The 23,470-nt window shown below is 72.9% G+C and carries 20 protein-coding genes; 15 read left to right on the top strand and 5 right to left on the bottom strand.

Annotated elements, in window-relative coordinates; translation table 11 throughout:
- Positions 1-210 precede the first annotated feature (210 nt).
- On the top strand, positions 211-2,742 hold the full coding sequence (locus ACPC54_RS18760) for a hypothetical protein (RefSeq protein WP_498966036.1): 2,532 nt from the start codon (positions 211-213) through the stop codon (positions 2,740-2,742).
- Positions 2,743-2,949: 207 nt separating this feature from the next.
- Here the strand turns inward: ACPC54_RS18760 and ACPC54_RS18755 are convergent, their stop codons facing one another.
- Positions 2,950-5,469 (bottom strand): DEAD/DEAH box helicase, encoded by a 2,520-nt coding sequence (locus ACPC54_RS18755; RefSeq protein WP_498966034.1) that lies wholly within the window; start codon positions 5,467-5,469, stop codon positions 2,950-2,952.
- 262 nt (positions 5,470-5,731) lie between these two features.
- Between ACPC54_RS18755 and ACPC54_RS18750 the strand changes: the two genes are divergently transcribed.
- Entirely contained in the window at positions 5,732-7,057 is a 1,326-nt protein-coding gene (locus tag ACPC54_RS18750) for a hypothetical protein (protein ID WP_498966032.1), read from the top strand.
- Between the two features lie 319 nt (positions 7,058-7,376).
- On the opposite strand, the gene ACPC54_RS18745 is transcribed toward ACPC54_RS18750, so the two are convergent.
- Together ACPC54_RS18745 and ACPC54_RS18740 are read right to left on the bottom strand one after the other, a co-directional pair.
- Positions 7,377-7,658 carry a hypothetical protein gene (locus ACPC54_RS18745; protein ID WP_498966031.1) on the bottom strand — a complete coding sequence of 94 codons (282 nt, stop codon included), beginning with the start codon at positions 7,656-7,658 and terminating at the stop codon, positions 7,377-7,379.
- 114 nt (positions 7,659-7,772) lie between these two features.
- Positions 7,773-8,915 (bottom strand): hypothetical protein, encoded by a 1,143-nt coding sequence (locus ACPC54_RS18740; RefSeq protein WP_498966030.1) that lies wholly within the window; start codon positions 8,913-8,915, stop codon positions 7,773-7,775.
- Positions 8,916-9,081: 166 nt separating this feature from the next.
- Here ACPC54_RS18740 and ACPC54_RS18735 point away from each other — a divergent pair, with 166 nt between their 5' ends.
- The 6 genes from ACPC54_RS18735 to ACPC54_RS18710 all read left to right on the top strand — a co-directional run bounded on the left by ACPC54_RS18735 (position 9,082) and on the right by ACPC54_RS18710 (position 14,140).
- Positions 9,082-10,332, top strand: coding sequence for a hypothetical protein (locus ACPC54_RS18735; RefSeq protein ID WP_498966029.1), 1,251 nt, complete (start codon positions 9,082-9,084; stop codon positions 10,330-10,332).
- A gap of 48 nt (positions 10,333-10,380) precedes the next feature.
- A complete protein-coding gene (locus ACPC54_RS18730) occupies positions 10,381-10,644 on the top strand; it encodes a hypothetical protein (RefSeq protein WP_498966028.1) in 264 nt (87 codons plus the stop codon).
- On the top strand, positions 10,641-11,168 hold the full coding sequence (locus tag ACPC54_RS18725; RefSeq protein WP_498966026.1) for a hypothetical protein: 528 nt from the start codon (positions 10,641-10,643) through the stop codon (positions 11,166-11,168). The genes ACPC54_RS18730 and ACPC54_RS18725 overlap by 4 nt, the downstream gene beginning before the upstream one ends.
- A gap of 460 nt (positions 11,169-11,628) precedes the next feature.
- Entirely contained in the window at positions 11,629-12,477 is an 849-nt protein-coding gene (locus ACPC54_RS18720) for a hypothetical protein (RefSeq protein WP_498966025.1), read from the top strand.
- Positions 12,477-13,658, top strand: a complete 1,182-nt coding sequence (locus tag ACPC54_RS18715; protein ID WP_498966023.1) for a recombination directionality factor — start codon at positions 12,477-12,479, stop codon at positions 13,656-13,658. The genes ACPC54_RS18720 and ACPC54_RS18715 overlap by 1 nt, the downstream gene beginning before the upstream one ends.
- A gap of 65 nt (positions 13,659-13,723) precedes the next feature.
- Positions 13,724-14,140, top strand: coding sequence for a hypothetical protein (locus ACPC54_RS18710; RefSeq protein ID WP_498966022.1), 417 nt, complete (start codon positions 13,724-13,726; stop codon positions 14,138-14,140).
- Positions 14,141-14,630: 490 nt separating this feature from the next.
- On the opposite strand, the gene ACPC54_RS18705 is transcribed toward ACPC54_RS18710, so the two are convergent.
- Positions 14,631-15,599 (bottom strand): hypothetical protein, encoded by a 969-nt coding sequence (locus tag ACPC54_RS18705; RefSeq protein WP_498966021.1) that lies wholly within the window; start codon positions 15,597-15,599, stop codon positions 14,631-14,633.
- 177 nt (positions 15,600-15,776) lie between these two features.
- Here ACPC54_RS18705 and ACPC54_RS18700 point away from each other — a divergent pair, with 177 nt between their 5' ends.
- From ACPC54_RS18700 to ACPC54_RS18675, 6 genes are all read left to right on the top strand, one after another.
- Positions 15,777-16,088, top strand: coding sequence for a hypothetical protein (locus ACPC54_RS18700; protein WP_498966020.1), 312 nt, complete (start codon positions 15,777-15,779; stop codon positions 16,086-16,088).
- 364 nt (positions 16,089-16,452) lie between these two features.
- The gene (locus ACPC54_RS18695) at positions 16,453-18,456 is read left to right on the top strand and encodes a hypothetical protein (RefSeq protein ID WP_498966018.1); all 2,004 of its coding nucleotides are present in this window, start codon (positions 16,453-16,455) and stop codon (positions 18,454-18,456) included.
- A gap of 75 nt (positions 18,457-18,531) precedes the next feature.
- Positions 18,532-18,825 (top strand): hypothetical protein, encoded by a 294-nt coding sequence (locus tag ACPC54_RS18690; RefSeq protein ID WP_498966016.1) that lies wholly within the window; start codon positions 18,532-18,534, stop codon positions 18,823-18,825.
- Positions 18,822-19,085 (top strand): hypothetical protein, encoded by a 264-nt coding sequence (locus ACPC54_RS18685; RefSeq protein WP_498966014.1) that lies wholly within the window; start codon positions 18,822-18,824, stop codon positions 19,083-19,085. Before ACPC54_RS18690 ends, ACPC54_RS18685 begins: the two co-directional genes overlap by 4 nt.
- A 169-nt stretch (positions 19,086-19,254) precedes the next feature.
- On the top strand, positions 19,255-20,670 hold the full coding sequence (locus tag ACPC54_RS18680) for a hypothetical protein (protein ID WP_498966012.1): 1,416 nt from the start codon (positions 19,255-19,257) through the stop codon (positions 20,668-20,670).
- Between the two features lie 6 nt (positions 20,671-20,676).
- On the top strand, positions 20,677-21,627 hold the full coding sequence (locus ACPC54_RS18675; RefSeq protein ID WP_498966010.1) for a hypothetical protein: 951 nt from the start codon (positions 20,677-20,679) through the stop codon (positions 21,625-21,627).
- Between the two features lie 639 nt (positions 21,628-22,266).
- Here the strand turns inward: ACPC54_RS18675 and ACPC54_RS18670 are convergent.
- Positions 22,267-22,476 (bottom strand): hypothetical protein, encoded by a 210-nt coding sequence (locus ACPC54_RS18670; protein WP_498966008.1) that lies wholly within the window; start codon positions 22,474-22,476, stop codon positions 22,267-22,269.
- Positions 22,477-22,768: 292 nt separating this feature from the next.
- On the opposite strand from ACPC54_RS18670, the gene ACPC54_RS18665 reads away from it, so the two are divergent.
- On the top strand, positions 22,769-23,422 hold the full coding sequence (locus ACPC54_RS18665) for a hypothetical protein (RefSeq protein WP_498966007.1): 654 nt from the start codon (positions 22,769-22,771) through the stop codon (positions 23,420-23,422).
- Positions 23,423-23,470 lie beyond the last annotated feature (48 nt).

The raw sequence follows: 23,470 nt of genomic DNA, 5'->3' as shown, positions 1-23,470 counted from the left end.
CCGGGTCGGCGCCCCCGGCCGGCCGACGCGCTGCCCCGGAAGGCCTCCGCGGCCGACGACCGGTGGAGATTGCGGCACTCCGGGGCCGGGGGCCGGCCCCACGAGGTGAATCCGTGAGGCGCCGACCGCACTCAAAGCCTGACCGACTGTCACCGACGCCCGACACAATGCGATGGCGGGCCCCTATCCGAACGCGAATGGACCACGCCGTTGACCACACCCCTGCCGCGCCCCAGCCACGATCCGGCGGCCACCGCCACCGGCCAGCTCGTCGATGCGATCCGCGCCCACGACTACCCGACCGCCGCCCAGGTGATCCTCAAGGCCGCCCGCAGCAACCACGTCGGCCGTGTCGGTGCGCTTCTCGTCTCCGCGATCTGCCACGGCGCCACCGACGACGAGCGCACCGGCTCCGGCATCCCCGACATCGCCCGGCTGACTCGCTGCCGAGACCGGGACGAGTTCCTGCGCCACGCAGTCGCCACCGAGCGCCCGCTCCACCGTGCGGAGGAGAACTGGCCGGACGCCGAGCGGTGCCGGAGCACGATGCAGAAGGCCGTCGGCCTGTACACCACCTTCCCGCGCACCGACACGGAGCGGGCGCTCGACGCCGTCGCGCAGGGCTTCGCCTCGCAGTTCCGCGAGGACGAGAAGATCGCGTTCCCGCTGCTGTCCATGCTCGCCGAGGCGGCCGTCCCCTCCTACGGGCGCCTGGTGTCCGACATGATGGGCACCGGCCGCATCCACACCCTGCTGGACCGGGCCGGCGAGAACCGCGACTGCGTGGAAGCGGTGCTGCAGCTGGCCCGGCTGAATGGGGTGGACCTGGGCGAGATGGAGAAGCTGGCCGCCGAGGCGGTCGGTGAGCTGGCCGGCAAGGCCCGGCGCGGCCCGCTGGACGGCGCCGAGGTGGAGCAGCTGGCCGGCATGGGAGAGCTGCTGGAGCGGATCCGCTCGCACCGGGCCGGGAAGCCCGACGACCTGGCCCCGGCGCTGGCCGACGTCCTGGTCGATGCGGCCGGGCGCGCCGACGACGAGCTGGTCAACGAGATCACCGGCCATGCGGTGCGGTCCGGCATCCACGACCAGGTGACGGCCGCGATCCTCGGCCGGATCGAAGACCTCGCCCCGGCCGACTACCGGCTGCCCGGCGGCCAGCCGGACCTGCACCGCGTCACGGGCACCAGCGACCGCGCCGTGTGGATGGAGAACGCCCGCTCGGCGAAGGGACCGCTGGGCCGCAAGGCCGACGACGCCTGGGCGCTGGTCCGGGCGGCCGTCGAGCTGCTGGACACAGCGCTGGCCGAGGCGCGGCTGCGGGGCCGCTGGGACGCGGCGACGACCGTACTGCGCCCCGCGCTCGGGATGCGCCCAGAACTGGCCAACCCGGTGGTGCAGACCGCCTCGATCGCGGCCGCCGCGTTCACCGCCCGCGCCGAGCACGACGCCGCGCAGGCCCGCACCGAGCTGGCGGGGGCGCTGGAAGTAGCGGGGTTCGGCGAGCCGATGGACCCGGCCGGCGTCGTCCTGCCGCCCTACCCGAACCACGGAACCGAGCCGCTGGAGGCCGACCCGGCCGACCACTTCGACTTCCACCAGCCCGTCACCGCGGTGACCTCGCGCTGGCGGGCCAAACTGCGCCGCCAACTGCTCACCGCAGACTCCGTGGCGGCGACGGCCGAGATCCTTCCCGAGATGACGCTCGGGCCCGCGGTGGACTCCCCGCTCGAGGCGGCGCAGATCCTGCTGGGGCAGGAGGACGAGCGGCTGCTGACCGGCGCGGTGTGGCTGATCGACGAGCGGCTGACCCGCCTGGCTACCGCGCAGCGCGTCGACGCGCGCGAGCTGCCGGTCACGTGGGACCGGGTGCCGGGCCGGCGCGGCATGGGATTCATGCAGTTCGAGCGCGCGATCGGCCGGGCGGGCAGTCGGCCCGTCGTGGCGGTGTCCTGGGGCCCGTGGCGGGCGGACTGGTCCCCGCACCCGGACGCCACCGCACTGCCCGTTGCCGCGCCGTTCGGCCGGCCGGCGTGGTGGCACACCGACATGCAGCCCATCGAGGGGGACCGGAAGCGCTACTTCAACGGCAAGTGGGAGGCGCGGGACGCGCAGGACGCGCGGGGCCGCGACCGGTCGGTGGGCTTCCTGGTGGAACAGCCGCAGGTCGAGTTCCTGTGGCTGACGTTCTGGACGCCCTCCCTGATCGGCCAGAAGGAGCTGCCGCTGGTCCGGGCGGGAGAAATGGTCGTGCCGATCGGCGCGCACCTGCCGGCCGCACCGTCCCCGGCCAGCCGGTGGCCCTGGGCCCGGGTGGTGTTCGCGTGCTGGGACCGGCTGACCGACCCCCGGCGGGCACCCGGCCAGCTCGTCGCCGTGGCTGAACAGGTCGTGGTGGAGCTGCCGGACAACCGGGCCAAGGGCAAGAAGCGCAAGAGCGGCAAGCGCACCGAGTCGGTGTCGGTCGCCCGGGTCGAGGAGGTGCCGACCCCGCGCCAGCCCCGGCCGGCCCCAGCGGTGGAGCCACCCGCGGCGGTGCCGTCGCCGCGCGGCCCGCTGGAGTACGGGTACACGGCGGTCACCAAGGGAACCCGGAAGTTCTGCACCCAGACGCACAAGCACCGCGAGTACCTCGAGCGGGGTGAGGAGTGCCCGCACCACGAAGAGCGGCCGATCGTACCGTCGTACAAGGTGCGGCCGGATCTGGAACAGCGGCCGACGAAGCGGGGGCGGCACGCGAGCTGAGCCGAGGAGGGCGGGCCGCCGGGGGCGGGCCCGCCCTTCTGGAACTGCACGCCCGGGTCGACCCCCGAGGGCACCGGCTCGGTGGCTCGGTGCGCCGGGGCCGGTGACGGCCGGCTGTGCGAGCAGGCCGCGGCCCTGGGCGCCGGGCGGGCCGGGGCCGACACCCGGCGGGCCGGCTGTTGCTCGGCCCGCCGGGCGAGTCGCCCGTCAGGCGGCCGGCTTCGGCGCCTCGGCGTAGGTCTGGAAGAAGTTGCCCGCCAGCAGCTTGCCGGCGGCCAGCTGCTCGGCGACGGCCTGCTCGTCGCGCCAGCGGCCGTTCCCGTCGGCGAGGGCGACCGCGAAGGCGGTGACCGCTTTCTTCAACGCCTCCCACTTGGCGGGGGTGACGACCCGCATGCCGTCCACGGCGGTGCCGAGGTCGTGGGGCACCGCGCTGGGGTGCACCATGACCGCCAGCGACGTGACGCCGCTGTAGGCCTTCGCGTCCCAGCGGACGCTGCCGCCCAGCTGGTCCAGGTCGCTCTTGGCGATCGTGTCGGTGCCGCACCCGGTCTTCAGCTCGATCACCGCGTGCCGCTCGTCGCTGAGCACCCACAAGTTGTCCGGGCCCTTCCCGTACAGCTTCTCCGGGCGGGTGCTGGTCACGCCGAGGTGGAGCCCGAGCCGCATCCAGGCCGCCTCCGCGTCGTCGGAGCGCTCGGGGTCGCCCCAGACGACCCCGTCCAGCAGCGCCTTCACACCGAGCACCAGCGCCATGCCGTCGCCGTACTCCTGGTCCAGGAACTCCGCTGCCGCCTTCGCCTGCACGGCCGCGGCCCGCAGCTTCGCCGGCTGCACCCCGGCGGCCGGGCGCAGCACGAACGGGTTCTGCTCCGAGGCCTTGGCCAGCATGCGCTGCGCCGCGGTGGGGTCGACGTGGTTCAGGTAGGCGGCCCGCTGCTCCAGCAGCAACCCGCGGACGGCGGGGTCCTCGACCTCGGTGGTGGCGCGCTGCATCGCGTCGGCGGCGTCGCGCTGGCGGCCGGTGACCGCCAGGTCGAACGCCTCCCGGGAGGCGATGGCCTCCGGCCGTACGACGCCGCTGTCGGCGTAGCGGATCTCCGCCAGGGCCCGGCGGCTGGCCGCCACCCACTGGGGGTCCCGGTCCAGGCACGCGCCGATCGCGCTGCGCAGGGAGTCCAGGCCCTCCCCCTGGATCTGGTCGGCGATGTCGCGGCTGAGCTCGACCTGCGCCCGGGTGGCCGGGGAGAGCAGCGCGCGCTGGCGCGGGTCGTGGGTGGCCACCGCGAGGTCGCTGCCGAGCAGCAGGACCACGCAGTGGTCCTCGCTGTCGCGCACTCCCCGGCCCATGCCCTGCTCGATGCGCTGGATCTGGCGGGCCAGCAGGGTGGGGCTGCCGGAGAGCACGGCGGCTTCGCGGCGCTCGGTGGCGTCCATCGGGCGCGGGACGCCGTCCAGGACCAGGACCCGGCACGCGTCGCCGGGCAGGTCGACGCCGTCGTACTTGTTGACCATCACCACCAGGCCAACGTGGCCGGCCTTCAGCGCCGCGACCCCGTCCTCAAGGTCGCGGACGTAGTGGACGCGGTCGGCGTACGGCTGCCACGCGGCGGCGGCCTTGGTGCTGGGGACGAGCACGACCACGTTGACCGGCTCGGCGTCCCGGACGCTGTCGCCGTCGCGGTCGCCGTCGGCGAGCTGCCGGGCCAGGACCCGTACGGCCTCGTCGTCCAGGGAGCGGTTGAGCGCGACCGGCGCCAGGATCATGCGGTCGCCCAGGTCCGAGGCGCTGCCCGGGGTGACCGGCCGCTGCACCAGCTTCGGGTCGGCGTCCAGGTCGGTGACCAGGACGCTGTCGTCGGCGAGCGTGGCGGTCAGGTACACCCGGCGGACGGCCTTGTCGAAGGCGGGGATCATCGCGATGGGCAGGCACGGCGGCTTCAGCTCCACCCCGCGGCTGGTGACGGTGACCGCGCACAGCGGCAGCACGTCCGCGATCAGCGGCCAGGCGAACTTGAAGTCCCTGTCCTGGGCGTGCGGGTGCAGCAGGGCCATGACCTCGCTCTGGCGGGCCTGCCACGACCAGAAGGGGACGCGCACCACCGCGGTGAAGTCGTCGGCGCGCACGTCCGCCCACGCCTTCGGGGACTGCTGCTCCAGGTCGTCGGCGAACAGCGCGAGGAGCTCGGCGTAGGCCGGGTGGTCGGCGACCACGGTCAGGCGGAACTGGCCCTCCGCGGTGGCCAGGGCCGCGTGGGCGTCGTCGACGACGACGACGCCCAGGTCGATCGCCTGCCGGCCGTCCCCGGCGACCCCGAAGACGGACTTGCCGTTGACCAGCTTCTGGAAGGTGGTCACCAAGATGGCCTGCCCGGAGCGGAAGGCCAGGTCGTCCGCGTCGCCGGTGGCGGCCAGGCCCAGCCGGTCCGCTTCCGCCCGCACCTGCCCGGCCAGGTAGGTGTCCGGCGCGAGGTAGACGGCCTTGCCCACGCCCTCGTTCAGCGTGCTGCGCGCGATGAGCAGGCCGGCGACCGTCTTCCCGCCGCCGGTGTTCTGCTTGATCACCACGTCCCGGTCGGTGCGGCGCTCGAACCACCTCTCCAGCACCTCGCCCTGCTCGTGCCGCAGGTAGGGCCAGGGCCGCTTCGACAGCGCGGCGAAGATCTCCCGGGGGCGCACCAGCGGCGCATTGTTCCCGGCGCCGACGCGGGACCAGTCAAGCGGCATCGTGTGGGTCTCCCCTTCAGGTTGAGCACGGTCGCACCCCCGACATCATCCTCGCCCGTCCTTCGGTGGGCCAGCCGATTTGACGAGGGGTCACTGCCCCTTGTACTGCTTCGGATCCAGCTGCAAAAACGTACGTTTTTGCAGCCAGATCCCGGGCCCGGTCCGGCCGCGGGCGGTGGTCGGGTGGAGGGCGCGGTCGAGTCGGGGCTCGTCCTGTCCGGGCCGCCGCTACCGCCCGCGGGGTTGTGTCGTTGGACCGGGGGTGAGCGTGGATGAACTGCTGGGCCGGGCCTTCCCACAACAGGCCGCCGCCGACCGAGGGGGTCTGCGGGTGGCCGGGTTGGACCCGGACTCGGAGTGGGCGAGGTTCCTCGGCCCGGGAGCGGAGCACGAGCGGCTGGTCAACGACGCGTGGATCTCGCTGGTCGGCGAGTGCGGCGCGGCCGGCGCGCTGGCCGCCGGCCACGGCATCACCTGGGACACCCCCGTCGTACGGGAGCAGCGGGTGCTGGCGCTGGCCGGCGCGGACGACCAGGTCGTGGACGTGGTCGCCCTGGCCTGCCGCCAGGACCGAACCCGGCGGCCGTGGGAGTTCGAGACCGCGTTCGCCCGCCACACCGCCCGCGCGCTGCCGCAGGACCTGACCGGTCTGCACGGCCAGGACATCGCGCCGCTGCGCAGCGCCCTGCTGACGCCGGACCTGCTGGTGGACGTCGACTATCGCGCGCTGGACGCCTCGCAGACGATGACCCGCTTCAACCAGGCGGTGACCGCGCTGGCCGCCTACCAGGCCGTGGTCCACCACATCCCGGGCCCGGCCGCGCTGGACGTGGTCACCTGCGCCGAGCTGGAGCCCGCGATGAAGGCGGACCTGCGGCTGCCGGCCGGGTGGACGATGGTGATGCACGACGCGGTCCCGCTGCACGCCGCCACCGCCGACGACCAGGCCTTGACCGAGCTGCTGGAGCACGGCCGGATCGACGCGGGCCGCAGCCCGGCGGTGATCGGGGCGCTGCTGCGCGCGCAGCCCGGGCCCGAGCTGCGCCTGGACACCCGGATGGGCTGGCTGTGGCTGACGAGCGTGGACGAGGCCGGGGTCCGGCACCGGTTCCTGCAGCCGGCGGCGTTCGGAGCCCACCCGGCCGGCCGGGTTCTGTACTCCTACGCCGCCCAGCTCGCGTTCGGGAACTGGACGCCGCCCGCCTCCCCGGCCGGGCAGCCGCCCGGGGAGCGGTTCTCCCAGCGGGCGGTACGCCGCGCGGTGCGCACCCCGGAGGCCGTCGCCGGCGCCTACCAGGGCGTGCACGTGCTGCGGCTGAATCCGCCTCCGGACCAGCCGTCCGTCGGCCGACTGACCCGGGGCACCGGCAAGGGCCTGGCGCACGGCACGTGGCGGCGCGCGCACTGGCGCTACCGCGTCCGCGTCGGAGTGCGTACGGCGGAGGGGAAACTGGTCGGCCCGGTCTACAAGGCCGGCGTGGAGGGCGAGACCTACACCTACGAGACCCGGTTCGTCACGCGCAGGCGGATCCGCTCGGACCTGCCGCTGCGGGAGGAGACCACCCTCTACACCCTGGACGGCACCTGACGGGCCGCCGCCGCCACCCCGTCGCTGGCCAACGGCCCCGGTGCCGGCGTCGTGCGGGTTCCCCTCCGGGGTGAGCACGGTCGTCGTACCCCGACATCGTCCCCGCCCGACCCCGACTGCGGACCAAGCCGATTTGACGAGGTGTCACAGCCCTTGTGCTGCTAGCGAATCCGGCTGCAAAAACGTACGTTCTTGCAGCCGGATTCGTATCCGCTGACGCCACGAAGGAGGCCGTTCTCCCCGCGCCCTGTGCCCCCGGGGGCCGCGGCCGAAGTGCCTCGCCCTAGCGCGGCCCGGGTGTTCCGTTGGCGGCGGTCGGCTACTCCCCCAGGAACGCGGTCGCCGTCAGGAACTCGGCCTCCGGGTCGGCGGCCGCGACGTCGAGGCGGACCTGCCGTACGGCCGCCAGGAGCAGCGGGGCTGGCGTGCTGGGCAGATCGACATCCTTGCCGTCGATGCCGCGCTGAGTGGCGACCTCGTCCAGAACTGCTTGCCGGTGACCCCAGCGGACCGCGGCGCGCTGGTACGAAGGGCTCTCCTCCCCGTCCAGCAGTCGGGCGCGACTGAGAGCGGTGCGGGCCGCCCGGACATCGGAACGCACCCACTCGGCCAACCTGCCGGGTGACTCTTCCACGGCCTTCCTTTCATCGCTGCTCCGCCGGTTCGGCACAACGCTAGACGGGTGCCGGCGCGGTCGAAGGTGGCGGGGTCTGCGCTACAGGCCGACCGGCTCGTGGGCGAGGGCGGTGCTGCCGGTGCGGGAGATCTCGACGTAGGCGGGGCGCTGGGGGCGCGGCATCAGCCGGCCGAGGAGGCCGCCTTTGGCCTCCATCAGGTCGGCCGGGTCGAGGTCGGCGTTGGCGAGCACCTGGAGCTGCTCGGTGGAGAACGCCTGGGTCCAGTCGGTGGAGTGGTGGGCGGGGCACCACAGCTGCAGGTCGCCCTGCTCGATGACGATGGAGACGACGGAGCGGCCGCGGGTGGTGTAGGGCGACTGGTCCTGCAGTCCGGTGGAGGCGTCCCGGTCCAGGTAGACGCGGGCGACGCGCTCGCCGGCGGCCCACGGGTAGCGCTCGGGCTGGTCGAGGACCTCCTTGACCCACGGGAGCAGGCTGATCGGGTCCTGGCGGTTGACGGGCTGGGGGTTCAGCGGGTTGGGGGTCGCGGTGCGCAGGCGGGCGATCAGCGTGCCGCCGATGCTCTCCAGGCCGCCGCCGACGCCGCCGTGCAGGCTCTCCTGCGTGGCGCGCAGTACGCCGCCCTCGAGGGACAGCTCGACGAACTGGTGGGAGAAGACGGTGCCGGCGGCGCTCTCGTCCCAGCCGAGCTGGCGCAGCAGGTCGTGGCTGGCGCCGGGGCCGGAGCCGTTGTAGCCGGCGTTGCAGTTGGTCACGCCCAGCAGTTCGCCGGTGGTGCTGACCAGGACCAGGCTGGGCGTGTTCAGCCTGGTGCCCTCCGCCCAGACGGCCGGGTGGGCGCCGCACTCCAGCACGATGTCGGCCTCGTTGTGGGCGATGAGGGCGCGCTCCACGGTGCCGAAGGCGCCGGCGGCGATGTACTGGGTGGCGTTCCAGGGCGACATGACGAGCGCCGGCTCGGGCCCGGTGACGGGGCCGTGCTCCTTGGCCCGGTCGACCATGCCCTTGATCGCGGGGTGGGTCACGCCGAGCTGGCGGGCGATGTCGCGGCGGCTGATCGGCTTCTTCTCCCCCGGGGTGGGCTGGGTGAAGGTGTCGAGGTGGGCGACCGCCTGGTCGCGGTGGGCCTCGGCGCTGTGGAGTTCGCCGGTGAGTGCGTCGACGCGGTGCTGGGCTGCGGTCAGGCGGGCCCGGGCCCGCTCGATGGCGAAGGTGTCCATGGATGCAATCCAACTATCCACTTTCTGGAAAGTCAACTAACCACTTCTTGGATTCCGGGCATCCATTCCCTTGACCGATGAGCCCCCGATGGGTAGATTAGTCAACGTTGAACGAGGGAGGGCAAACCCTCGGACGGCCACCACGACCACCTAACCGAGGAGCACCGTGTCCCCGCTCACCGCGGACTTCCGCGTCCCCGCCGGCATGCCGGTCATCGCCAATCTCGGTATGGGGGTCGACAGTTCGGCCATCGCGGCCCGCTGGCTCACCGACCCCGCCAGCCGCGGCTTCGACCTCGAGCAGCTGACGTTCCTGATCGCCGCCGTCGGCGAGGAGTACGGCGCCACCCACCGCCTGATGGAGGAGCACCTGCTCCCCCTGATCGCCCGGCACCGGGTCCGGACAGTGACCGTGGCCCGCAAGGGCCACAGCACCGCCGACGGCTACCTGGTGCTCGACGACACCCGCACCCCGACCCTGCTGCGCACCCGCCCGGCGGACGAGGCCGCCTCCGCGCCCGTGACCCTGGGCGAGCGGATGCTGCAGGCCGGCACCCTGCCCCAGGTCAGCCGGGACCGGCGTGCCTGTTCGTCGTGGATCAAGCACTTCGCCCTCGACTCGTGGATCAAGGACAACGTCTCCGGCGCCCCCTTCGTGCACGTGATCGGCTACAGCTCGGAGGAGCCGGAGAGGTCGCGGACGGACCTGGCGAAGAACAAGGGGCACCGGCGGCCGGACTTTCCGCTCCAGCGCTGGGGCTGGACCCGCGAGCACTCCGAGGAGTTCCTCCTGGAGACCTTCGGTCACCGGTTTGTGCGCTCGTGCTGCGGTTTCTGTCCGTTCCAGGGGACCAAGGCGGGCCGGGCCGGTCTGGTCGAGCGCTGGCGGGCCGAGCCGGACCTGGCCCTGCGGGCTCTGCTGATCGAGCACTCCGCGCTGGTCCACAACGAGCGTGCCCTGCTCTTCGGCTCCACGGCGGCCTACCGGGTCGTCGCCGAGGCGGGTCTGACCGACGTGCTGGCCGCCCACCAGGCCCAGCTCGCCGCCCAGCGGTGGGCGATCTACGAGGTCCGCCGGATCTACTGGCCCGCCCAGCACGACGCCGCGAAGAAGGGCCAGGCCTGGCGCTCGGTGCGTGCCCTGGACACCGGCAGCTGCTCCCGGATGACCGCCGCACTGCCCCGCGCGGCCGCCGCCTACGGCGGCACCCCGGTTACCGACCGCCACGGCATCACCCGCGTCCCGCTGCTCGCCGCGACCGCGCCGTACCCGGCCGCCGAGCACTTCCTCGCCCTCGGCCCCGCCCTGGCCGCGGACAAGCAGCGCGACAAGTTCGAAGACGCCTGGTCACAGCTGGTGCAACCGGCACCGGCGCGACCCGTCTGCCAGCGCGCTCCGATCGGCCTGGCCGCCTGAGCCCGCATACGCGCCCACTCCCCCAACCCCACCGCGAAGGAGAATACCGTGACCCACCGTCACTCCGCGCCGCCTCGGCGCCTGCACGCCGACCGGAGTCCCTGCCCGCCCGAACACGCGCACACCGCCGCGCGCCGGCCGCTCACCGACGGCTGCCCGGGCTGGAAGAGCATGGAGGCCCGCTGCTGCTGCGGCGCCTGGGAAGGTACCGCCACCACCGCGAGCTCCGCACTCGCCGAGCAGCGCCGACGCCACCTGGCCACCCACCCGCGCACCGGCACGGCGGCGTGCACCGGGACCGGTGGCCGATGAGCACCCCCTCGAGCAGCCTGCCCGAACCGGGTAGCCCCGCCTACCGCCACCTCATGGCCGGCCTGGCCGCCGTCCACGCCGACTGCGCCCGCCGGGGCGACATGGAGGGGGCCGTGCGCATCGTCATCGAGACCAACGCCGCCTACCCGGACGGCCTCCTGGACCTCGCCGCCGCCCTCCTGTTCGAGACCGCCCGCCGCTGCCCGCCGGACCTGCGGCGCGACGGCGCACCGGACCTGGCCCGGCTCGCCCCCGTCCAGCCCGACGCCCTCACCGTGCTGGAGGCGACTTCCAAGACCAACCGGCTCCTGGGACTCGGCCTCGTGAACGCGGCCGACATCACCGCCACCGAGGAGCAGGCGGGCACGCACGAGCGCCACCGCACCACTGTGGAGGCCGCGCTCGCCGCCGCGCCCCAGGGCCTGGACGCGGTACGGGCGGCCCTGGCACCCGCGGACGGCGACCTGGGAGCCGTCAGCGCGGTGCTGTCGATGGCGGCGGCCGCCGTCCGCACGATCGGCTGACCGCCGGGCCCGGCCGGCGTGACGGGTGTAGGAAGCCGCCGAAGATGACAGTTGACGGGCCGTCTGAGCTGCGCGCTATCAGTTAGGCGCTCATCGAAGTAGAGCCCGCCCGGGCCGCCGAAGGTGATGGCGGGCAGCAGCTTTGCGCCAGGAGGGCGAACCGTTCGGGGTCGTTGACCTGGGCGCCATCACGTTGAACCGGCTTGCTATCGACTGCGCTATCAAGTTGGTTGGCCCGCTATCACTTCCAACGGCTCCCTGCAACGGGTCGAATCCCGGTTGCCACAACCCCCGCAATCGCGTAGAATAATGCATGTCGAAACGGGGAGGGCAAACCTCGGATCGGCCACCACGACCCCGACCGAGGAACCCGTATGACCCCACGGACCGTGGCCGCGCGCGGCGTCCTGCCGCGCCCTGCCCCACTCCCCGAGGTGCCCCGTGCTGAACGCGGGGCACCATGACCGACCCCCGCCAGGCCGTCGCCACCGAGCGCGGCCGCTACTACGAGGACCCCGCGGGTGGACCGCCGCTGATCAGTGTGACCAACGTGCTCGACCACGCGGTCAACAAGCCGATCCTGGTGCCCTGGGCCGCGAAGATCGTCACGAACTACGTTGTCGAGCAGCTGCCCCGGATCACCAATGCGGTCCGCACCGGGCCCGAGGAGATCATCAAGGAGATCAAGAAGCAGCCCGACGTGGCCAGGGAGGCCGCCGCCGACCGGGGCTCGCGCGTGCACCAGCGCGCTGAGGCCCACCTGCTCGGCCAGCCCACGCCCGTGGAGGAGGACGAGGAGGTCCTCCCCTACTTCCGCCAGTTCCTCAAGTGGTGCGCCGCGTGGGATCTGGATTTCGCAAGAGACTTGGTGGCGGCCGAGGTCACGGTCGCGAACCGGGCGCTCGGCTACGCCGGAACCCTCGACATGCTCATCCAGCTGCCCACCGGCCGCACCCCGCGCACCCGCCGCCAGCTGTGGCTGGTGGACATCAAGACCTCCGCCACCCAGCCCTCGACCCGGATCTGGAGCGAGTACCCGCTCCAACTGGCCGCCTACCGCTACGCGCCGACGATCTGGACCCCCGACGGCAGCGACGCCCCGATGCCCAAGGTGCACGGCGCCGCGATCCTCAACCTGCGCCAGCGCCGCCACAACCTGATCCCCGTCCCCGCCAACCGGCGCGCCTTCCGCGCCTTCCGCTCCGCCCTGGTCGTCGCCCAGCACCTCCAGGAAGCCGAGACCACCAAGTACATCCCGCTGACTCCGCCCCCGCGCGACGACGCCGAAACCCTGAGGAGGGCAGCCTGATGGACCGCGAGACCACCGCGCCCCGCCGCCACCGCATCCTCACGCTCCAGCAGCAGGCCGTGGAACTCGGCCGCCTGCGCACCGGCTGGAGCGTGCCCCACCGCGACCCGGGCAAGCGCCCCGTCCCGGTGAAGTCCAAGACGTGGGTGCTCACCAGCCACAACCGGACCTACATCGACGCCGCCGCCGAACTGTGGGGCGGAGAGACCGAGCGTTGGCAGCCCCAGGGCAGCGGCGCCCCCCAGTGGCGGGTGATCACCAAGGCCACCAGCATCCCGGCGATGCTCCCCAATGGTGAGCCCCTGCGGCAGTACAACGAACTGTGGTCGGGCGGTGGCTGCGTACGGCGCTGCGACGGCCAGACCGAGAAGATCAGCAAGAAGCCCTGCCTGTGCCTGGACGAGTACGGGGAGGACTGGTACCTCATGTCCCCCCGGGAGGTCTGCCGGGCCACCAGCCGACTCAGCGTCATGATGCCCGACCTGCCCGGCATCGGCCTGTGGCGCGCCGAGACCCACAGCTTCTACGCCGCGAACGAGTGGCCCGGCGTGCTCGACCTCGTGACCGCCGGCACCGGCGGCCGGGGCTTCGTGCCCGTCCAGATGCGCATCGAACCCCGCACCCGCGTCGCGGGCGGCCAGACCAAGCACTTCCCCGTCGTGGTCTGCGAGTTCGGTAACGCCACCATCCGCCAGGCCATCACCGGCACCATCCCCAACCCCATCCTCACCGCACCCCCGCAGCGGCCCGCCCTCGAAGCCGCCGTCTCCTCCTACCTCGCGGACGCCCTCGTCGCTGACACCGCCGACGACGTCCTCGCGATCTACCGCCTCGCCGAGGCCGCCGGAGACCTCACCGGCGACCTCAAGGCCCGACTCACCGCCATCGGCACCCAGCTACGCAACGCCGAGAAGACCGAGGCCACCGGGCAGAAGACCGACACCGGTGGTGAGGACGAGCCGATCGACGCCGAGATCGTCGAGGACAACGACCCGGCCGCAACCGACGTCCTGAACACCCTGTGGCAGCAGATCCTCACCGCCGCAGGTGCCCGCAACTGGACCACCAGCCAGGTCGCCCAGCAGTTCGCCGCCGACAACAACGGCCTCGACCTGCGGCAGGCGAACGCGGGCCAGCTGCGCCGCTTCCTCGCCCGCCTGCGCGAGCCGATCCCGGCCTGAGCGGCCAGGGTCCGGCGCACCCCGGTGCGCCGGACCCCCGACCCCCGACCCCACCGAAGGCCACCATGGACACCGACCCCTTCCCCGCCCTGCCCGAACTCGCGACCCTCCGGAGCGACACCGACTGGCGCTACCCCTCCGCCTGCGCCGCCGGCCACGGCGTCGCCCGCCTGCGCGTGTGGACCACCAGCACCCCCGGCCAGGTCCTCGCGGTCGTCACCGAACTGGGCATCGGCGCCACCGTCACCAACAGCGCCGCGGAGATCCACACCGAACTCACCGCCCGCTACGGCCCCGGCACCGTCGTGCTCGAACACTGGAAGGCGCGCAGCGAGAGGGAGCACCACTTCGCGCAGACGGCACTCGTCGAAGGCGAGCCGACCTGGCGGGCCGTGTGGCCCACCGACCCGCTCAACCCCCACCACGACCACTTCCAGCAGTGGTTCACCCGGTACCGCAGCGAGCTCCTCGCGGAGCGCTGAACCCGCGGGCCGTCTCCGGGCCGCTCCAGCGTCGCTATAATCCTCTCTACGGGTCACACGGGAGAGGGGACCTCGCTTTCGAGCTTGAGGACCCTCGCTCCGGTGCGGTTCGTGGTGAAGGACGGCCGCGAGGCCGTCCGGGGGCCAGTCGATTTTGCCCGAGCCGGTCCTCCGAGGCCGGTACGTGCCTTTGGGCACGTGTCGACTGGCCCCTTCCTTCTTTTCCGGCCGCCCCGCCGCAAACGTGGTCGGGCGGCGCCCGTTCCCGCCGTCGCCCGACCGAACGGCCTGCTCCGACGGACCTGCCCCATGCTCGGGGTTAGAAGGCCCTATGCGGCACGGAAGAGGCCCGGGGAAGCGCTGCTTCGTTGTCCCCGCTTCTGCGAGGACCGGGGTTAGAAGGCCCTATGCAACAGAAGTGGATCATCACCCCAGGCCCTTGCTCCCTGGGGGTGGGGGTCGGCCCCAGGGAGCATCTCGTACGTGCCGTCTACGCCGCGGTGGCCATGGACTCGACCTTGATGTCCTTGATCGACCGGCGCAGCTGCTCCAGCGTTCGAGCCACCGGGGTCCACCCCGGCTGTCCGGCCAGCTCCTCGTTGACCCTGGCGATCGCGCGGCTGTAGGCGCGCTCCAGGCCGCGCACCTGCAGCGGCATTCCTGAAGGCGTCCGAGGAAGCGCGCCGGCGGATGTCCGAGGTCCGTGGTTGTTGCGCAACGACACCCAGAGCGCGTCCTTGGAACCCTGCACCGACTGGACCAGCTCCGCGCGCACACTCAACCACAACCGCAGCGCGGAGCGGGTGAAGGGGCTCAGCTGGATCGACTCGGCGAAGGCGGGCCGACGGATGCCGTACGGACCGGGCGGTCCCTGCCGGTTGCGGACCAGCTCGACCGTGGACAGGTCTGCGGCCAGCGAGTCCAGAGTCATCGCCACGAGTTCACCCGATCGAGCCCCGGTGTCGGTCACCACGCCGAGCAGTGCGATGGTGCGGATCCGATCGGCCTCGGCCATCGGAGTCCGCATCTGCTGGGAGAGCTGGTGCAGCAGCGTCTGTCGCTGGTCGGCCGGAACGGGCACGAGTGAGGCCGGGCGCGCCGGCAGTGGGAAGCGGACAGCGCTCCCGCGGTACTTCGCCACGGTGTTCCAGACCGTCGCCCGGGCCCGCATGCTGCTGACCCTCGCCCCACCCCGCCGGATGCTACCGCCCGTGCGGACCCTGGTGTGGCCAGCGCCAGCGATCCGCACGTAGGCATCCCAGGCCGGCAAGGTGAGCAGGTCATCCAAGCTCACCAGGGCGGTTGGCGGAAACTCGTCCGTTTGGGCTGCCTGCTCGAGGTCTCGTGCGACCCACCGGAGGTTCGCGACGGTGGATCGGCCCGGCGAGCGCTCACGGATCAGGTCCTCCACCGCGCCTGCGAAGGCGGCCACGGCGGGGTACGACTGCACCTCAACCACTTCGTCCTCACCTTCCGGCAGCGTCGCTACAGGGGGCGGAGGCCCTCGCTCCCTCCACACTATGCGCCAGCGGGGACATGCTCGGGGTCTGCGGGGAACATCGCAACAGCAAATTTCGGCCGACACGTCCGACTCGAATGATGAACATCAATCGCTCCACCCCCTAGGATGAGCAACATGACCACCCACAGCACTCCGATAACGCGCCGACGGCGCGGTAAGAAGTTCGGATATGAGCGCGGCTGTGGTCTGCCGTGGCGCACGACGCTGACCTTTGACCCGGGCAGCGCCGACATGATCCACGACCTGATCGAAGGCGTTCATCCGGACCTGTCCGCGTCGACAGTTGTCAACACGATCATGAGCCTCGTACCGGCCACGCCGAACGACCCTCCCCTGACCAGGGAGCGGATCGTGACGGCTCTTGCCGCCGTGGCTGCGAACTTCGGCCCCTCCGAGAACCAGGAGGCTCTCCCTATGACCGGCTGACCGGCCTCGCGGGAAACGGGCCCAAAAACACGAAAGAGCCACCGCCTGACCAGCGATGACTTCCGTGTGGAACGCCTCGTCCCCCCGCCAACCTCCCTAATCGGGATCCCAGCTCCTCGCCTCCTACAGCAGCGCTGAGACCCGTTCAACATGCGACCAGCTAAGACACGACCTGCCGGAGACCAATCCGCCGGGCCGCACTTTGTTGTCTCTCGTGACCTGAGAGGACGCTGCCATAGTAGCAACGACCCCCCAGGGCGGCACCCCCTTGTCTTGTTCCGGCGTGTCCGGAACAGAGGCGAGCGACCCTGCTCTGGAAGACGAATCGACCCAAAACGGCACACTCGGCCAGCTCCTGGCTGCGGTGTCGCCGCGCGCCAACGTCCGGGTGCCGTGGCGCACTTCGGCTGGAAAGCGGTGGGCCTCGAAGTACGGCCGCGACATCCCGCTCTCCATGGCGCTGGCGACTCCGGGCCGTCCGGTCGCCATGTACTGCACCGCCGACTTCACTCCGGAGGATGAGGAGCCCAGCGACCCTGACTGGCAGCTGCTCCCCTTCGACCTGGACGCCAAGACCGAGGAGGTCCTCGGCCAGGTCGGCCAGGACAACGCGGTTCTGCAGGCCTACCTCGGCGCACTCGGCATGCCGTATGTGCCGGTGCTCTCCGGGCCCTCGGGAGGCCGGCACATCTGGGTCGCGGTCCCGTCGGGGATCCCGGGCGCCCTGGTCCGGCGGCTGGCGGCCGCCGCCGCGAGGGTCTGCCCGACCCTGGACCCGACCCCGATGCAGAACCTCTCCGGCTACGGCTGCCTGCGCCCGCCGGGTTCCCCGCACCGTGATGGCGGGCGTGCGGAGCTTGACGGTCTCGGCCTCGCCGAGGCGATCGCCCGGCTCAGGGCCGGCGCCACGCGCGGCCAGGTCGAGCAGCTGGTGGAGTGGCTGGAGGAGGAGGTGGCCCTGCTGCCCGCGCCCGAGGCGGTCCCTGCTGCCCAGGGCGGGAACCTGCCGCCGAGCGTCCTGCGCCACGGCGCCGACCGGGTGCGCAACGTCGAGTTCGATGACGACGGCAACCTCAAGCTCAGCGGCGGGATCCGCGCGCTGGACGACCGCGCTCGCCGGGCCCTGACCGAGGCGCTGGCCCCCGCCGACGACCACAGCCACCGGCTCTTCCCGGCGCTTCGCGGCCTGGTCCGCGCCCGCTGGACCGCCGAGGAGGCGTGGCAGATCGCTCTAGCCGGCCACTACCCCGGCCTGACCTACCTGATCAGCGAGCGCCGGCCTGGAGGCCGCCGGGCGCGCCGGACGGAGCAGGACGGCCGCAAGATCCTCAACCGCCAGTGGATGCTGGCCTGCGAGGTCGAGGCCCGCCGGCCGGCCGGTCACGGCGAGAGCGCGGATCCGGCCCCGCACGTGACCGCCGCGGTCGCCGGCCTGTGGCGTTTCGCCGACTCGTTGGGCCCGGCACGGTGGGCTCAGCGCTCCGGTCCGGCCGACCTGGCGATGGTCATCTTCGTCGGGCTGCAGATGCTCGCCGCGGCCCGCCTGGACGTCAGCCTCGGCACCCGCCGCTGCGCCAACGCGACCGGGTTCTGCCACGAGACCTGTAACCAGGCCATCAACCGGCTGCGCGACCGGGACACGATCCTCAGCGAGCTGGACCGGGACGCCAAGTACCTCAACCGCCGGGTCACCATCTCCCCCGAGCTCCTCGCGACGATCCTCAGCGAAAACGGCTCTGACCAGGGCTTTTCTGAAAACACAGGTCTGACACAATGCCTGAACGGGGGGGGGCCCGGGGAGGGGGGTTTCACCCGGGCCGGTCTGCGCGAGCGGGGGGTCCGGGCCCTGGCCCTGCTAGCCAGCGACCTCTTCGCCCACGGCGGGGCGGTAGGGCACCACGGTGGGCGCACCTGGCTCACCGTGGCGAGCGCACAGGGCCTTCTAACCCTGGCCCAGCTCATCCAGGAGACTGGATACGGAGAGCGTACCGCGTGCAGGCACATGGCTGCGTTCAGCGACGCGGGCCTCGTCACGGGAGATCCGGTGACCGGCTGGAGGCGGACCGACAAGCCTCTGGAGGAGGCGGAGAAGGAGTGCGAGACCGCGGGCACCCGGGAGGCCCGGGCAGCACGGTACGAGATCGACCAGCTGGTGTGGAAGTGGTGGGGCGGAGAGGGCGGGGAGGTGTGGTGGATGAAGCTGCCGTACAAGCAGAAGCACCACCACCCCCGGGTGCCGGCTCGGCAGTGCGTCCTGCGCATCGGTCAGCACCCCGCTCAGGGCCGCCGGTTCCCCCGGAGAACGTGCGGAGCCCCGGACCACTCCGAGGCGGCGAGGCTGCTGCTGGAGGACCTCGGCCGAGGCTGAGCGGGCCCGTGGTCCGGTACGCCTGCCCAAGGGTCAGGTGTCCCGGTACGCTTCCCTCGAAGGAGGGAGCCGACGATGAGCGCCCAGCCGTACGAGCACCCCGGTGCCGAGGTGCCGCTGCCGACGATCCGCAGCGTGCGCGAAGGCCTGCCCGAGGACCTGCAGCCGCTGTTCAGCGCCGCGGTGGAGCACGCGCCTGTGCCGGCCGACCTGGCGGGCTGGGCGGTGCGCTCGCGCGCCTACAAGGTGCCGGAGTTGGCCGAGGCGGCGGCACGGGCCGAGCGGATCCACCGCGGCGAGGAAGAGCCGGCGCTGGTGTCCGGCGACGAGCTGTCCGGCCTGCTGCCCGGCCTGCCCACCGCCCGGTGAGCGCGACCCCGTTCGCCGTCCAGGTCGACGAGGCCGCGGCCAAGACCCTGGCCGGACTGCACCAGGACGTCCGGGAGCTGCTAGTCGTCGCGCTGCTCGAGGCCGCCGCCGACCCGTGGGGCCGAGCCCAGCGCTACCACGAGCGGATGAGCCCGGAGATCCGCCTCATGGAGTGGGGCGGCGGCGCGGGCCTGGCGGTCTACCTGATCCGCCCGCAGATGGGCACCCTCGTCCTGATGGAACTGACCTGGACCGGCTGAGCCGGACGAGCTCCCCTCCACCCGCTCCACCGCCCTCGCTCGATCGGGTGAAGCCGACCCGGACGGCGGCGGGGACTGGGACACTGTGACGGGTAGCGCCACCGGCGGTGCCCCTCCACCCGGACCGCAAGGGCCGTGTCGGCGGCCGCTGCAAGACGAAGGACAGCGCGTGGTGGACTCCCGGATCGAGCAGGCCAGCAGCGGTCTCGGCGACAAGACCCTGGCGGAGGCGATCTGCGCGTTCACCGGCGAGCCCGTGCCGGGCAGCGACCTGGCCCACCGCTTGGTCGGCGAGACGTTCGCCGTCCTCGACCGGGCTCCGCGCGGCACGCTCATGATCGGAGACCTCGCGTACGGCGCCGAGGACTGGCCCGAACTCCCGCTCACCCAGCCCGCGACGCCCGGGGAGGCCGTGACCCTGGTCGACGCCCTGGCAGCGCTGGTGCGACCCCTTACGGCCGGCCAGCTCCGGGAGGCTGCGGTCGGGCTCCGCCTGCGGCGAGGTGAACTCCTCGCACCGCTCCTCGAAGCGCTGCGGGACGACGACGCCGAGCCCGAGTTCGAGTCCGAAGGCGCCGCCACGCAGGCACTCGACCTCCTGACCGCCCTCGCCGACAGCGTCCCGCAGGACTGGGGCACCCACCAGCGGCAGGCCGTACGCAAGGCCGTCCTGGTGCGGCTGGCCGCCCTCGGCGACGGCTTCGTACGGATCACCGAGTACCAGCCCGCTCCCCTCCCCTGGCTTGCGCAGCACGGCGGCCTCACCGGCTGCCACCGCGTCGCCGGGTCGTCGAACATCCTGGAGGCGGTCCTTCGGCGAGAGCCGGCCCGCGGAGACCTCCGCGAGTACCTGGCCGGAGCGCTCTGGGGAGAACCCGCCACGCGCACACGCGAGCTGTGGCGCTGGAAGGTTGGGTGGCGGCTGCCCGACGGGCGCTTCGTCGGCCAGGAGGGCGCCGTCGAGGCGACACGCGCGGCCGCGGTGTTCGCCGCCGAGCAGACCGTCGCCGAACTCCTGCTCCAGGCCCCGGCCGTACGGCAGCGCTTCACCGGCCGCCTCCTGGTCCCCCGCGGCCGGCGCCCGCAGTCGACCGCCGGAGTCGAGGTGGTCACCCTGCTGGCCCTGCTGCGCGCGGTGCTCAGCGAGGACAGCGACCTGCACCGGCAGGCCGCGACCGAGGACCACCTGTGGCCGAGCGTGCCGCACACCAGCCCCGACCACCGGATCGTCAGCACCACGGCGGCGCTCTTTGACCACCTGAGCCTGCCCTACCCGTGCGCGGGAGAGGAGGCCAACACCGCCGAACCCGGCACCGACGTCTTCGACGCCTTCCTCCACGAGCACGCCGTCGTCCTCACCCCGCCCGCCCGTGCCTACCTGGCTGGCCTCGGCGCAGCCGGCCAACAGCCGCTGCGCGAGCGGCACGCCAGCGGTCTGAGCGCCGCCGTACGGCCCGGCACCACGGAGGAGGCCCAGCTGCTCGTCGCCGACCTCGGAGCGCTGCCGCAGGGGATGGTCTGGAGCGACCTGCTCGAGCCGCTGGCGCTGGAGAGGTTTCTCGACGAGCAGCTGCAGGAGCGCTGACCTCCGGTGGCCGCCGACCCGCGCGAGCGCGACACCGTCTCCGGGCGCCGCTACGGGCGCACCAGGGTGCGCGGGTTCGCGCCGTGGCGGCCGCGCGCCGCTACCCGGCTGCTTGTGGAGCAGATCCAGGAGGTCTTGGACGAGTACCGGCACCTGGGGTCGGCCTTGACGGCGCGTCAGGTCTACTATCGCCTGGTCGGCAGGTCCGCCTTCGAGAAGACGGAGAGCAACTACGACCGGCTGATCGAGACGCTGAACCGGGCGCGCCGGGCCCGGCTGATCCCGATGTGGGCCATCCGCGACGACGCGGCCAACCAGTGGCTGACGGGCGGTTACCGCAGTCCCGACGAGTTCTGGGATAGCGTGAGGTCGCAGGCCAGCGGCTACCGGCACGATCTCTCCGACGGCCAGCCGTACGCGATCGAACTGTGGATCGAGGCCGGCGGGATGGTGCCGCTGCTGGGCCAGCTCGCGCAGGACTACGGAGTGGACGCCTACGGTTCGGGCGGCTACGAGAGCGTCACCGCGAAGTACGAGGCAGCGCGGCGGATCGCCGAGCGGGAGCGGCCCACGCACATCCTGCACGTCGGTGACCACGACCCCAGCGGGCTCTCGATCCTGGACTCGGCCGCCGCCGACGTCCTCGCCTTCATCCCGGAACTCGGCGACTGCCCACCACCGCGGTTTACACGGCTAGCCGTGACACCGCGGCAGATCGAGCAGTACCGGCTGCCCAGCGCCCCGCAGAAGCCCTCCGACCGCCGCGGTGACTACATGACCACCACGGTCCAGGCCGAGGCCCTGTCCCCCGACGAACTGGTCGCCGAGGTCCGTGCCGGCCTGGAAGCCGCCGTCGACCTTGACGCCCTCAGTAGAGCTCGCGGCCTCGACGCGCTCGAGCGCGCGCAAGTCCAGCGATCCGCGCGCCGACTGCCCGGCGGACCGGACGCCGACTGACGCACTCCCGGCGCCGTGACGGGCCCGAAGGCCCCTGCACAACCCCTGCCCTGCAGAGAAGAAACCAGCGTCCAATCTTCCGGAAGCCGGGCCAGGCCCGCGAGCGACACGCCCGGGCGTCACCCGAAAGGGTGAAGGTGCCCCGGGGGCAGAGAGGAGGGGAGCGGACGGGTTCGCGCCGGAAGCAGCCGCGACCCGCGCACCGGCTCGACTGCTCCCCCGCCATCGGGGACGGGCTGGACGCAGTGCTCGCAGACGGCGACCAGGTCGGCCGTGCCCTCGGGCTCCGGCAGGTCCCGGTCGTGCCGGGATACCCGAGTCCTGCTTCCTCCAGCAACCGGGCGGTGGTGCGGGAGAGCGCGGCGAGGAGCCGTCGCTGCCGGCCGAGCAGCACGGGGTCCTCCAACGGCGCGGCGCTCACCGGGCTCTCGGCCGCGCGTTCGGCCGCCGACCGGCGCGGGCTTCGAGGCCCCGAGCGGCGCTCGGGGACGGTGAGGTCGAGCCGGCGGCCGAGCCCGCGGCGAGGTGTCCTGCTCACAGCCCGCCCAACGAGCCCGTCCGCAAACAGGGTGCGGTCGGGTCCGGACAGCGCGGCGCCCGTCGCTCGATCCAGCGACGGGCACCGCAGTCGGCTGCACGTCAGCGGCGAGCGTGCTCGGCGGCCCGGCTCTCCGCCTTTCGCCGCTCCCGCTCCGCCCGCCGCCGCTCCTTCCGGTTCACCGGTAGCCCGCCCGGGCCGCTACCCGGACCGACCAGGTACACCGCCGCCGTCTTGGACACGTACCCGTGGCCGGGCCGCACGATCCGCTCCCCGGCCACCCGCGCTTGCATCTCCTCGCGCGATTCCATGCCCGCCTCCAGTCGTTGTCGCTGTTGCGGTGGCCAACGACCCCGCCATGGCCCGAGTCACCACGTCACATCTACCCCCCGTCAACACCCGTCTCCAGCCCGGGCCGGAGACCGGAGCCGGTCGTCGCCCGGCCGCTACGGTGTGCAGCGCCGTCCCCGAGGACTAGGAGCCAGCCGTGCCGCACAGCACCACCTGCCCATCCGGCCCGAACCCCGTTGAGCGCCCCGCGCCTGCTTCCGGCCGGCCCGGCCACGGCACCGCGGTGGCCCGTTGCGCGCCGGGGACCACCCGGTGACGCCCGGCACCGGGCGCGCCGGCGAGGAGTGGATGGCGGTGGACGAGGTGGCCCGCCGGCTGCTGGCCGAGCAGCAGGCCTCCCAGCCGGCCACCCCGCTGGAGGCGCTGCTGGCCGCCCAGGATCTGATCGCCGACCTGAGCCGGATCGCGGCGGATCGCAGCGGGAGGGAGTACGAGCTCGTGGAACTCCAGGAGCGCCGGGCCCGGCTCGCGGTGGCCGGGCTCGACCTCGGCGCGACCGCGGAGCCGGCCGCGGCGCGGGCCCTGGTCGGGAACGCGAGGGCGGCGGTCACCGACTGGGTCGCTGCGCAGGACCGGCTGGAGCGCCTGGCGAGGGGCTGGGCGCCGGAGCGCGAAGAGGCGCCGACCCACACCCTGCGGTACCAGCCGCCGCTGAACCACATGTCCGGTCGCGCCGGGACGTGGCAGCTGCTAGCCCAGGCGCAGCGCGATCCGGTCGGTGAGCTGCTGGCACCGCCGTACTTGGGACTTGAGCAGCTCACCGCGTGGGCCGCAACCGTCCTTCCAACGGGTTGGTCCGTCGCCAGGGTGCAAGAGGGCATCCCCACCGGGATGGTCGAGCCGGACGACGGCGGCGACCCGGTCTTTCACCTCTACGCCGAGTACGCCGAGCCGGTCCCGTTCTGAGAGCCGTCCGCCCGTCCGGCGCAGGTGGGATGCCGGATTCTCCTGCGT

Source organism: Kitasatospora sp. NPDC094028 (assembly GCF_049543595.1).
GTDB lineage: Bacteria > Actinomycetota > Actinomycetes > Streptomycetales > Streptomycetaceae > Kitasatospora.
This window is presented reverse-complemented; position numbering and strand designations above follow the sequence as displayed.